Here is a 12,769-nt window from a genome sequence, read left to right as displayed (position 1 = left end):
CAAATTATAAAATTGGAATACAAATCCAATTTTCTCTCTTCTATATTTTGTTAACTGATTCTTACTAAAGTTAGTAATAGATTCACCATCAACAACAATATCTCCAACAGATGCAGAATCCATTCCACCCAGAATATTCAAAATAGTAGTTTTCCCAGCACCACTTGCCCCTAAAATTACTACAAACTCACCTCTATCTATAGAAAAATTAACATCGTGTAGAGCATTAATAATAACTTCTCCAACTTTATACTGTTTGGAAACATTTTTAAACTCAACAATCCTATTCACGAAAACCCTCCTTATATAGTTTTTTAGCCTTCCTAGGATTTATTATAATGTCCTTCAATATATCATAATACTCATTGTGATGCAAGCTAGTTATATCATAACATATTAAATCCCTGCTTATATTTACATACGGTTGTATTTTGAAGCAATCTTTGTTATTCATTTTCTTCATTGATGAACAAAAAATATTAAATCCACTATCATTTAAATACTTAAACCTCTCATCATTTTTATCTATTACATTACCTGAAGGATAAACAAATAAGTTTGTATATCCAATTATATTCGATACATACCTATACCAATTATCCATATCATTTTTAACTAAATTAAGTGTTACATCTTTAAAATCTATATTTCCATATGTATTACACGCGAATATCCAACCGTCATTCTTAAGATTATCTGCTATCCTCTTAGCCTCATAAATATCATTTGATAGTTTCTTAATCTTATCAGTACTAATACGTGATCTCTTACTTATATTCCTACCAGTGTTATATCCAAATATAGACTCAGAATCAACAATAGATAATACACCTTTAGCATTATTAAAAGAAAATCCCTCATTCTCTCGAACAAATTTATTTATAATTGTTATGACATTATTATCCTCAGTTATTTCCTCATTCCCATTTTTAACTTTAATCATCTTAACCTGCATATCTTCATCATCAATAATAAGCCTCGAAGAACTATACCCAAAATCATCAACAAATAAAACAAATGGTATCTTACCCTTTGGTATATTCAGTATCTTACGCTTAACTCTAAAGCTCCCTTCCCTATAAACCTGATCATAAAGATCTGCGATATTAATTATCATATAATTATTTTTGTGTAAAACATCTAAGACACCTTTAAATTCATCCATGCTTATAAATGAATCATAAAATTTTTTATTATTACTATCTAGACTATATAACTTTTCATTAGGAATAGGTCTAAAATACATATATTTAACATCTCCATCATAAATGGACTCATCATCTCCATCTCCAGAATACCTAATACTCCGATTTGAAGGAGACGGAAACATAAACTGGATAAATACTTCTCATTTAAATACTAGAATACCTAATACTCCGATTTGAAGGAGACGGAAACCAATACAATCAACTGTTTTAGCCATTACCATACGAATACCTAATACTCCGATTTGAAGGAGACGGAAACGATACTTGAAGAAAATCATTTGTTGGACGACCATAGAATACCTAATACTCCGATTTGAAGGAGACGGAAACACCATTCTTGGATAAGATTGTCTGCCCAAAGTTCGAATACCTAATACTCCGATTTGAAGGAGACGGAAACTTTACCCAAGCAAACACACCGTTACTCCAATCAGAATACCTAATACTCCGATTTGAAGGAGATAAAAAGAATTTCAGTCACTAACTATTGATTGAAAAAATATAAAAAAACAGTAGACAACTAAAAATATGGGTGATATAATAATTCTCCTGCCCTGATAGAAGGATAATCGAATCTAACTATAAGGGGTGATAATTAATGGAAGAAATTATTGAAGCGGTCATTCGTGAAGTCGGTGAAGCTGTTATTGAAGTCATTATTGAAGCAATTGGTTAGCGCAAAAATAGCCTGCTATCCCTAAGTGAGGGATGGCAGGCTATTTCTATAGTTCGATAACGTTGGGAAATGTAAAAGTATTTTCTATAGGTAATCTTTCACCTGATAACAGATTCATTTTTGCGTATTCAGATTCAGTCAGTGAAATAATTCGAACTGTTCCTTGTTTAGGCGCGATCTGTTTGACTTGAGAAATAATATTTTCTTTCTCATTTTGAGTGGTTATGATACGTAAATATATTGAATACTGTAGCATATTGAAGCCTAATTGGATCAATTTTCTTCTGAACCTTCCAGCAATTTTACGTTGTTGCTTTGTTTTATGCGGTAAATCGTACATGATCAGTAATTTTTCCATTGCTTGACACCTTGTAAATTTTCCTGGTTGATTTGGATATTGAGTAGATCTTTAGTTTTTTGAGTTTTCAAAAAGTTACTAAAAGAGTTAACATAATTTTCGATCAGCGCAAGTAAGTCTTCATTTTCATTAACAACTACAAATCCAAGTAGTGAAAATAGATATTCCTTATCATCCCTAGTGAGCTCTTCTGTAAATTGATCTTTTCTGAGCCAAACAAAATAGTCTACAAGTGGTCGAAACGGTTCGATCAAATCATCTGCTAGGTTAAAATTATTTTTTTGTCCGGCGTGAAAGATACCCAATGCAGGCTGTAATCCTAAACAAACAAGTGATTTAGCGATACTACTGCGAACTAATGCATATCCATAATTTAGTGCTGAATTGATAGTGCTATTGTTACGTCGATTAAAATCAGGGCCAAAGAGGGCTTTAAAATATGCTTTTGCTGTCCATGCTTCAAGTGCGGCGATGTTTTCAGTTTTTCTAGCAGAGTAGCGCCGAAGCATTTTAGCTTCTGAAGCTCCAGCAACTTCAAGGATAGTAGCTTGATTAGTGATTTTATTTTTAATTATCTTTTCCCAAATACGTTTTTTTGGTTGACTGGATAGATCTATTTGCGCTTGTATCTTCATCGGCGTTTGATAATATTGGTTGACAGGCATAAGCATAGATGAAGGAAGATGTTTGTTATCACAGATCCAAACATTGATTTTTGCTTTCGCTAAGGCGTTGATCACAGGTATACTAAGTGAACATTTAGTATTTTCGATCATAATAGCTTGAATATTGGAAAAAGGGAATGTATGGATATCATCTTTCGTTTGTATCACGATACTTTGTCCACTCAAGATGATTTTTGAACTTCTAGTTATGTAGATATTAAATTTTGCCAAGGTTTATTCCTCCTAAAATGAGATTTAAATGTAATTTATTCTAGTTTAATCTAAAAACGTAAAAAACACTATTATATAATGTATAGCTATTTTTATGGTTAAGAAAGCGTTTCTTGGTATAATGGTATTATATTAGATATAAAATTTGTATATTGTGAAAAGTGAGTGTGAGATAGATGGATGATAAATCATATAAACTATTTTACCAGTCTCTCTTTTATAATCTGAACTTAGTATCTCCTGAGTTTTCAAAACTTAAGGAAAATCTAGCAGAAAAAGATGAAGCTATTCTTGAGTATGGTCGCTGGCTAGCTAGTTCATTAACGGATAAAAAGGTCAATATGAATACATATGGTTTGGCTGATATATTCAATAATTTTGGAACAGCTCAAACTAGTCGAACGATCATTCAAGATGCTGTAGCTGGTACGAAAGTTCATTTTGAAGATGGACAAGTGGAATTGGATAAATCTGTAAGGGAGAAACTGCTAAGGGAATTATATGAGAAGTTAGATATAACGACAAATGAAGCTAATATAACCCAAGCGCTCAATGCTTTACAAGATCAATGTTCTTTTTTGCCTGCACCAATCAGTGAGAATGAAAGCTTAGATATTTCTTTATATGAATATGTAAAGTTATCGATTGCTTTTAGTCAAACGATCGAGCGATATTTACAGGAAACAGGAACTGAATGTGATGCTGATAAATTAAATGCAGTAGATGCATTACTACTAGTAAGCTTTGATATCTCCGGTATTCAAAGTTTTATCTATAAAATAACAACTAAAGGCGCATATAAACAATTGCGAAGTCGTTCGTTTTATCTAGATATGATCAGTGAGTGGATGGCAGATACCTTGCTTGATAGATGTGGCTTTACGCGAGCGAACTTGATCTATTCAGGTGGTGGACATGCATATTTACTTTTGCCTAATACCTCAGAGATATTAAATCAGATCAAACAAGTTGAAAAAGAATTTAATGAATTTTTCTTAAATCGCTTCGGGATCGATCTTTATGTAGCCTTTGGGGCAGAAGCATTTTCTCCGTCTGATATTAAGCGCGGAAATATTAAAGAGTATCGTCATATTTATCGTAATTTGAGTCGTAAATTAAGTGATAAGAAACTTCGACGTTACTCTGCGGCAGATATTGCAAAATTAAACCGAGCTGGTAAGCGAACGGGTCGTGAATGTCGGGTGTGTCATTCAGTTGATAACTTAACTGATGAAGGCTTATGTCAATTATGTTTGCAACTCGAACATTTTTCAAATAACATCCAAAAAGATGATTATTTTGTGATTGATCAGGAGCCTTTAAATGGCTTAGCTGTATCTGAAGGTCACTATTTGCATAAAATAACTAGAGATGATGTGATCAAGAAAAACTATACAGGTACTTTATATGCTAAAAACCAGTTTGAAGAAAATCATGGTGCAATTAGGATCATGGCGGGTGACTATGCTGCGAGTGATAGAAATGAATTAAGTTTTTATGCTGAGCGCCCAAAGGGATTGCGAAAGATCGCGGCATTGCGTTGTGATGCTGATAATTTGGGCTATGCATTTATGGCTGGCTTTTCTGAGCAGGATGGTGGAGTCTATAACACATTTGCACGTTCAGCAGAATTTTCCCATAATTTGAGTATGTTTTTCAAATATCATATCAATCAATTCGCTAATGGCAAAAAATTGATGGTCATTTATTCAGGTGGAGATGATGTCTTTTTGCTTGGAGCGTGGGATGATGTACTGGCTTTTGCTGTTGAACTACGTGAAAAATTCCGCGAGTGGACGAATGATAAGTTGACACTTTCTTCAGGGATCGCACTGTTTGATGCAACTACTCCGATCAATATTGTTGCCCGAGAAACTGGAGATTTGGAAGATTCAGCCAAAGATAACGATAAAGATAGCATTTGTGTTTTTGATGAGCGTTATACGTATAAGTACGATGAATTTATCAATAATGTATATCGGGGGAAATTGCCGATCATTCGTAATTTCTTTGATACGCAAGATGAACGTGGAAACTCATTTATTTATAAATTACTTGATTTGATCCGTGAACGCCAACGCGGCAACAAGATAACGTTTGCGCGTTTAGTTTATTACTTGGCACGTTTGGAAGATCTTACTGACAGATCAAATGATCCAGAAAGTAAGATGGCCTTTGCTGAGTTTAAGCGCCATATGAAAGATTGGTTTGACAGTGATTCAGAGACTTTAGCAGCTGAATTGGCATTGATCTTATATGTTTATGAAAATAGGAAGGATAGTTGAAGATGAATGTAAATATCACGAAATTTGATGACAGTTCCTATGTAGGTAAGGCCGAAAATGTCATCAAGGAAATGAAACGAGAAAATTTTAAAAAAGGTAGAGATACTTTAACTACAAGTCAATTGCGGAAATTATTGAGCATGACGGGTACACTATATGATCGTGTTCAATTTGAAGGGCTCGAAAAAGTGATGGACCGGATCGCTTATTTACGGATCCAGTTTATTTATCAAGGTGGTCGTAACGCAGCAGTCAAAGAAATGATCGATAAGGCTGAGATCTTGGCGATTTTAGAGAAAGTTCAAAAGAATCAAGAAAAAGCAGATTTTATTCGTTTTTGCCACTACATGGAAGCTTTAGTTGCATACTTTAAATATTACGGTGGTCGTGATCGATAGGAGGAATTTGGAATGGAAAACTATGCAAAGTTAAAATTAACGGGTGAATTGGATTTATTGAGTGGACTTCACATTGGTGGTAGTGATGCTTTTGCGGCTATTGGATCAGTGGATGCTCCAATACTCAAAGATACCTTGACTGGTTTACCATTGATCCCAGGTTCAAGCTTAAAGGGTAAGCTTAGAACTCTGTTGGCTAAAACTTATAACCATAGCGTAAGTTCTAAGCCCGATCATGACGATTCCCGGATCACACGGTTATTTGGTGCGACAACTGGCGGTGGTGAAGATGGTAAGGGGATCATTCGTGGAAGATTATTATTCCGCGATATGGTACTAGCAAATAAAGATGAGCTGGATGCTCTTGGTGTCGATAGCTATACTGAGGTTAAATTTGAAAATACGATCGGGCGAACAGATGGTATGGCAAATCCACGTCAGATCGAACGGGCTATTCGTGGAAGTAAATTTAACTTCGAACTCATTTATGAATTGGATGATAGTGCTGAAGTTCTCGAAGATATGGAAACTATTCGCAATGGCTTAAAACTGCTTGAAACAGATTACTTAGGTGGCAGTGGTAGTCGTGGCTACGGCAAAGTTGCTATCAAAAATTTAAAAGCTGAGGTCGTATTTGGTGATTACGATACTTCTGAGATCAATAATATCTTGGAGGGATGATCATGGCTTTAAAACTCTATAAAATGACTTTTAATACAGCTCATTTTGGCGAGTGGATGCTCAATGAAAGCTATGCTGGGTTTGATGCAAGTCGTTTGTATAGTGCTTTATTTTTAGAAGCACTAAAATTTGGCAAGGAAGAGGAGTTTCTTCAACTTACCAAGGAAAATGACTTTTTATTGAGTGATGCATATCCATATGGCGTTGAGCCCTATTTGCCTAAACCGATCGGATATCCCTTACCAAAGATGCGAAATGACACTGATTTGAAAAAAGTTCGTCAAGAAGCTAAGAAAATCAAAAAAATAAGTTATATTCCGTTGAGCTTATTTGATGATTACGTAAAAGGTGAAGGGGATATCGAAAGGATCTCTAAAGATCAGGCTGGTTTCGCTAAGACGAGTTATTTGGTGAAAAAGGGTGAAGCTCCCTATGAAGTTGGTCTCACTTCATTTAAGAAAAGCTTATATGTCCTAGCAACAAGTTCACCATTATTAGATATGTTGATGCAAAGCTTGCAATACAGTGGTTTGGGAGGCAAGCGGTCAAGTGGCTATGGCAGTTTTGATTTAGATATTGAAGATGTACCAGCTACGATCGCACAAAATATTGTAACTGGTGTAGCTGAAGAAGGTATCTACATGTTATTGACAACAAGCTTGCCAAAAGAAGATGAACTTAACAAGGTGCTTGAACATGGGAAGTATCTATTAAAACGTCATGGTGGATTTGTGTATAGTGAGCAGAGTGCAGAGCCATTGCGTAAACAGGATTTTTATCGCTTTAAATCTGGTTCGACCTTCGAAAAGACTTTCCAAGGTGAACTTAAGGATGTTCGACCAGATGATTTTATCCATCCAGTATGGTGTTATGCCAAAGGAGCTTTTTATAAGCTAACCATTTAAGTATCTATAAGAAAGTTAAACTATGGAATAGGTACTAAAAAGTATGGAGGAAAGGAGAATATAATCTTTCTTTGATATAGTGTTAGGCTATATTATTCATTAGTTATATGTTTCAACTTGATGGAATATAAAAAATATGAGTTAAATCTGATAACTTTAGCTCCAGTGCATATTGGTTCAGGTGAGGTCAGGTCATCAAAAGAGTTCATCTATGAAAAAGGAGCATATTATTTTCCTGAAATGGGTAAGGTGTATTTAGCATTGAATCGTAAGAATCCCTTACTTGCTAAAGCTTTTGAAGACTATCTTTATTACACACCGCAAAATAAGCGAAAGGGTAAAAGACTTGTCGAATTTTTTAGAGAAAAACAGATCCGTGATAGAGATTTTGGAGGCTTTAAGATCCAAGAAACTGGCGAAGAGGTCTACGGTAATAATAAGGGAAATGGACGTTTGAACGAGGTGCATTTATTTATGCGTGATGCACAGCAAAGACCATATATCCCTGGAAGTTCGCTCAAGGGTGCTTTAAGATCTATCTTTGAAAGTGAATATTTTAAATCTTCAAGAATTCCGTGGGGCGCTAAAAAGGGCGAGCCATTCAATGATATATTTAATAATATCAGAGTTGAAGATAGCGTGCCGATTCCTGAAAAATCATTGGCGATAGTGCGAAAGATCGATTATTCGTTGGGGAAAAATATAGCTAATGGTTTACCGATCTATCGAGAAGCTTTACGTCCACGAATGTCCATAAAATTCCATATTACTGCAGTTGATAGTGGGATAAAATTAATGGATGAATTAATAAAATTATCGCAAAAAAGATATGAACGCTATACCGATTTTTATTTGAAGGATTGTCCACCTAAGTATGTCCAAAATAATTTTCCAGGATATGGTTCTTTATATCTAGGGGCAGGTAGTGGATTATGGACAAAGTTCAATCTTAGCGATCAAAAAAGTGTTAGGGAAATCATTGAGGAAAAACAAAATATTCGAAATCCTAAGATGAAAATGAAGGGTAAAGGTGCCTTTAAATTAACTCGATATCCGGCTAAAAGTGTTAAGCTAGGCAAAAAATCAGTACCATTGATAAAGAACCAAGAAAATTACTATGAGATGGGGAAATGTAATTTTTCCATCAAAGTAATTGAGTAAAAAATACACTGATTGCTATGAGGTGTTTCCTCTTGCAATCAGTGTATTTTTTATTAGTTATCAAGTTTTATCTTGATGTGATCATTTAATTGTTTATAGTCTTCAAATGGTTCCTCAGGAATATCAGAGTAAATTAGACGACAAAGGCTTTTAAGAACTGCAAAAATACTTTTAGGGGAAATATCCTTATTGAAGACGGTATTCTTGTATATTAAAGCATTTCCTGTTAGAGCTTCTCCAGATTCTCCAGTTTCTTGTTTATATTTTTGAAGAGTATGTTTAGCCTTTTGAGTTATTGTAGCTGATGACAAAGCGACGATTTCATGTGCCACAATATTACGCGAGCTATCTTCAATCAATCGTAAAAATGTAAGCAGTCGTAGGATCCTGTTTCTTTCAGATGTTGAAAGAGGACTTTTGAAGAAGCTGTCGGCAGTATAGAACAAGAATGGATACGCTGCGTTAGTCAAACTCAATTTTTTAGTTGTGATTCCCATATTTTCCTTGGTTTTCTTGCGAAAGGCTTCTAGTTTATCTTTTTCTTTAAAGGAAATATTTTCAGGAATCTTAAAACATCCAAAGCCACCATCTTTTTTATAGAACTCTTCGTTTGCTAAGTAAGGATAAGTTAATTTTAAAGCATCGGCGAATAGAACGCTTAAAGCAGGTGATAAACCACGAATGAAATTTAAATAGTCATTGTTATAAGCCAAGGCGCTCAAATTTAACAAATATTCGTAGAGATCACGTGAAATTTTAGGAGAATTAAGTGTTGTTTTAGTTGTTGTAAATTTTAGACTCAATAACTTTTTATCTACCAAATTTGCTTGCTTACTCTGAATGAATTTATTTAAATCAAGATTACGTCTATCTTTACCGTACATTAACAGTGCAATCACTTCGGAATTGACGGAATTTCTGATCGATTGTGCTAATTTTAAGGCAGCATTGTAATCAAATGTATCGATAAATTTGATAATTTCGCGTCTAGTAAGATAAGACGAAACATTTGGTGTTTGGGAAATATAAGCTCGTTTCCCAGATACATCAGTTTTATCATCGTTTTGGTCGTAAAGTTCTTGTGCTGTTTCCGTAGGGATCTTTACTTGATGATGACTATTTGGACTATTTACTTGCATCGCAGATAGTTTCTTAAGATTTTGGAATTGACCAATATTTAAGGAAGATGCTAGTAGAAACAGTGTTGATTTCATTGCGGGTGTTCCTGAAGAAATATTTAAGTACAATTCTATTTCATCTGAGGAATTTTCTTGAACTATTTCAGTGATAAGGGTGTTAAATTCATGATAGTAGTTATCAAAAAGTTGCGGATTTTCATTTTCGAGCTTACCAGTCTTGAAAAATTGATATTCAAAATTAATACCAGAGTCGTTGAGTAATTTAAGGTAATCAGCAACAATATTAGTTTTTCTTTCCCGAACCTTCATATCGTAACTAAGATAGAGATATACTTTGTCGGGTTTTAGTTGTTTGATTGCTTGAACGATCGAACCATCACTATTTTTAAAAGTAGGGTCGGTGGTACCAACTGGAGTAAAGAGTATTTTTTTATGAGTCAAAGTAATTTCCCCCTATATCAATGTTATTATCTTAATTTTACATTAAAGTGAAAAATATCGAAATAAAAAACAGCTTTGCTTAACGATAAAGATACTGCAAGTTATCTTTTGTTTAGCAAAGCTGTTTTTATGCGCAATATATCATTTAAAAATGTTGGGGTAGCGAGAAAGTACAGATTATGTGTATTTTTGAAACTTATTTTTATCTCCTAAAAGTCGGAGTATTAAGTATTTTATGATTATATTGAATTTTCTAAGATCCATTATGGTTTCCGTCTCCTAAAAGTCGGAGTATTAAGTATTTCTTAGTTTTTGAATCCTAGTTATATCAAGGGATACAGCGATTTTATAGTGCTAAAAACTTAACAAATATTGTCTTGGAGCTTCAAATTTTGTTAAGTTTTTAACAAAAATCCATAGGTGCTACAAGTAACCTGAGTAAATTATAACATAGAAGCTATAATCATAACTAATAAATTGTGTAGGTCGTGCAAATACTCAATGGCAATAATGATAGTCCGAGTGTCTAAAGATTTTTTATCACTTTCTGTGCAGTTTTCTGTTTATTATGTAGCGTTAAATATGTTACTATAATGAATTGATTAGAAAGAAAGGAAAAACATTTTAGCTATGTGGGGTAGAAAAAATATTATCTTGCTAGCCTCAGGGATCTTGATCGTGGTCTGTGTGCTGATAACTTTTCTCAGCAATGCAGGTGAAAAAAAGACCACGTTGACTTTCCAAGATGGCAGCACATATACAGGTACGACAAATGAGGGTAAACCCGTCAAAGGTACGCTCAAGTTCAAAAACGGTGATGTTTACACCGGTGGCTTCAAAGACGGGCATTTCGAAGGCCGGGGCACTTTCAAGTCACATAACGGCTGGACCTTTACGGGGATCTTCCATAAGGGTGTCGCAAATGGCGCGGGTAAATTGCAGGATAAAGACCACGTCATACAAGCCGGTAACTATGTCAAAGGAGAGTACAAAGACAAATGAGGATCAAATGGTTTAGTTTGATCCGGATCACGGGTCTGATCTGTGTGCTCTTATATCACTTCTTTCAAATGCGCTATACCGGTGGTTTTATCGGGGTCGATATCTTCTTTACGTTCTCAGGCTATCTGATCACCGCTTTGATCATCGATGAGTTCAGTCGCTCGCAAAAATTTAGGTTGCGTGACTTCTATTATCGGCGAGTGATGCGGATTTTGCCACCCCTGGTCTTGATGATCTGTATCGTTTTACCGTTCACTTTATTGGTCGGTAAAGATTACATCACTGATCTGACATGCCAGATCACATCAGCGGTCGGGTTTGTGACCAACATCTTTGAGATCAACACGGGTGGAACGTACGAATCGCGCTTTATTCCGCATTTGTTCGTCCACACGTGGTCATTAGCGATCGAAGTTCAATTCTACTTGATCTGGGGCTTTTTACTTTACTTATTGACCAAAGTCTCAACGTCGGTCAAACAATTCCGCTTGCGGGTGCTGGCTGGTTCAACTTTACTCGCAGTAGGAAGCGCGACCGCAATGTATCTAGGAGCTCAAGGATTGAGTGAATTTTCACCGATCTACTTCTCCAGTGTGACCCACATCTTCCCATTTTTTGTTGGGAGCGTGTTGGGATCGATCGCGGGGATCCAAGATCTGATGCCAGCTTTCAGTGCAAGTGTTGAAAAACATTGGACTAAAAATAAAGCTTTAGCCTTTATGGTGATAAATTTAGCACTATTATTCATTTTGGCTTACTTCCTGCGCTTTGATCGCCGTGAGACTTATATGTTTGGCTTTATTTTAGCGAGTCTCTTTGCCGCAGGTGCGATCTTTGGGGCTAATATCTTACACCGCAAAACGCCGGATGTAAAAGAACCCCAGATCTTCGTCTACCTCGCTGATATCAGCTATAGTGTTTATCTGTTCCACTGGCCATTATTTGTCGTCTTATCCAAGCAGTTCAGTAACGGGATCGCCGCGCTTTTGACAACGATCTTATCGGTCATATTTGCGAGCTTTTCGTATTACTTCTTAGAGCCGCTTCTCCGCGGTAAGCCGGTTTTATTAGCCGGGCGTGAAGTCAATTTCAAACAGATCGTAGCTCCTTTAGGTGGTTTTATGACACTAGCGATCGGTTTTGGGGTGTTCCTCTGCTTACAAGCACCGACGATCTCTTCGTTGGAAGAAAACTTGATGTTAGGTGGGATCCAGCAAGATGTCGGTAAGCTCGATATGGCGTATGCCAAAGCGACCGCACCTAAAACAGAGACACCAGTAACGACCGATCAAAATACAGGTATCCCGGCTGGAACGACGATCATTGGCGATAGTGTGACGCTTGGCAGTCGCAGTTATCTGTTGGAACGCATGACAGATGTCGATATCGACGCAGAAGGTAACCGCACGATGAACCTGGCCTATGATGTTTTGATGAATCTACAAAATAGTGGGCAATTGCGCAAAAACGTGGTGATCTGTATCGGGACCAACTCGTTAGATGATTATCAAGAACAAACGCAAAAGGTGATCGATGACTTGAAACCAGGGCATCATTTGATCTTCATCACTCCGCATGATGGTCATGCCGATTCTTCGTATAACTCATATAAGTTGGGT

General features: G+C 35.8%; 12 protein-coding genes and 1 CRISPR repeat array. Of the genes, 7 read left to right on the top strand and 5 right to left on the bottom strand.

The window, feature by feature from the left end; genetic code table 11:
- The 4 genes from Q9Q35_RS02625 to cas1 form a co-directional block, all read right to left on the bottom strand.
- On the bottom strand, positions 1-291 hold a 291-nt coding region (locus Q9Q35_RS02625; protein ID WP_304652001.1), incomplete at its 3' end, for an ATP-binding cassette domain-containing protein.
- The gene (locus Q9Q35_RS02620; protein ID WP_304652000.1) at positions 284-1,246 is read right to left on the bottom strand and encodes a hypothetical protein; all 963 of its coding nucleotides are present in this window, start codon (positions 1,244-1,246) and stop codon (positions 284-286) included. The genes Q9Q35_RS02620 and Q9Q35_RS02625, both read right to left, overlap by 8 nt.
- A 46-nt stretch (positions 1,247-1,292) precedes the next feature.
- Positions 1,293-1,677: a CRISPR direct-repeat array (repeat unit 36 nt; unit sequence GAATACCTAATACTCCGATTTGAAGGAGACGGAAAC).
- A 253-nt stretch (positions 1,678-1,930) separates the two neighbouring features.
- Positions 1,931-2,242: a CRISPR-associated endonuclease Cas2 gene (gene cas2 / locus Q9Q35_RS02615; protein ID WP_304651999.1), complete on the bottom strand. Its 312-nt coding sequence runs from the start codon at positions 2,240-2,242 to the stop codon at positions 1,931-1,933.
- On the bottom strand, positions 2,227-3,138 hold the full coding sequence (gene cas1 / locus Q9Q35_RS02610) for a type II CRISPR-associated endonuclease Cas1 (protein WP_304651998.1): 912 nt from the start codon (positions 3,136-3,138) through the stop codon (positions 2,227-2,229). Before cas1 ends, cas2 begins: the two co-directional genes overlap by 16 nt.
- 176 nt (positions 3,139-3,314) lie before the next feature.
- On the opposite strand from cas1, the gene cas10 reads away from it, so the two are divergent.
- The 5 genes from cas10 (at position 3,315) to csm5 (ending at position 8,568) form a co-directional block, all read left to right on the top strand.
- Positions 3,315-5,423, top strand: a complete 2,109-nt coding sequence (gene cas10, locus Q9Q35_RS02605) for a type III-A CRISPR-associated protein Cas10/Csm1 (RefSeq protein ID WP_304651997.1) — start codon at positions 3,315-3,317, stop codon at positions 5,421-5,423.
- Positions 5,424-5,425: 2 nt separating this feature from the next.
- On the top strand, positions 5,426-5,821 hold the full coding sequence (csm2, locus tag Q9Q35_RS02600; protein ID WP_304652002.1) for a type III-A CRISPR-associated protein Csm2: 396 nt from the start codon (positions 5,426-5,428) through the stop codon (positions 5,819-5,821).
- Positions 5,822-5,833: 12 nt separating this feature from the next.
- The gene (gene csm3, locus Q9Q35_RS02595; RefSeq protein WP_304651996.1) at positions 5,834-6,502 is read left to right on the top strand and encodes a type III-A CRISPR-associated RAMP protein Csm3; all 669 of its coding nucleotides are present in this window, start codon (positions 5,834-5,836) and stop codon (positions 6,500-6,502) included.
- Between the two features lie 2 nt (positions 6,503-6,504).
- Positions 6,505-7,407 carry a type III-A CRISPR-associated RAMP protein Csm4 gene (gene csm4 / locus Q9Q35_RS02590; RefSeq protein WP_304651995.1) on the top strand — a complete coding sequence of 301 codons (903 nt, stop codon included), beginning with the start codon at positions 6,505-6,507 and terminating at the stop codon, positions 7,405-7,407.
- 120 nt (positions 7,408-7,527) lie between these two features.
- Positions 7,528-8,568, top strand: coding sequence for a type III-A CRISPR-associated RAMP protein Csm5 (gene csm5 / locus Q9Q35_RS02585; protein ID WP_304651994.1), 1,041 nt, complete (start codon positions 7,528-7,530; stop codon positions 8,566-8,568).
- Positions 8,569-8,621: 53 nt separating this feature from the next.
- Here the strand turns inward: csm5 and Q9Q35_RS02580 are convergent, their stop codons facing one another.
- Positions 8,622-10,148: a type III-A CRISPR-associated CARF protein Csm6 gene (locus Q9Q35_RS02580; protein WP_304651993.1), complete on the bottom strand. Its 1,527-nt coding sequence runs from the start codon at positions 10,146-10,148 to the stop codon at positions 8,622-8,624.
- 630 nt (positions 10,149-10,778) lie between these two features.
- Here Q9Q35_RS02580 and Q9Q35_RS02575 point away from each other — a divergent pair.
- Positions 10,779-11,150, top strand: a complete 372-nt coding sequence (locus Q9Q35_RS02575; RefSeq protein WP_135998129.1) for a membrane-binding protein — start codon at positions 10,779-10,781, stop codon at positions 11,148-11,150.
- Positions 11,147-12,769: acyltransferase family protein (locus Q9Q35_RS02570; protein WP_304651992.1), on the top strand; the 1,623-nt coding region annotated here is incomplete at its 3' end. The genes Q9Q35_RS02575 and Q9Q35_RS02570, both read left to right, overlap by 4 nt.

It is taken from the genome of uncultured Ligilactobacillus sp. (genome assembly GCF_948826705.1).
In the GTDB taxonomy this organism is placed as follows: domain Bacteria; phylum Bacillota; class Bacilli; order Lactobacillales; family Lactobacillaceae; genus Ligilactobacillus.
The sequence above is the reverse complement of the archived record's forward strand: the minus strand, read 5'-3'. Positions and strand labels throughout refer to the sequence as shown.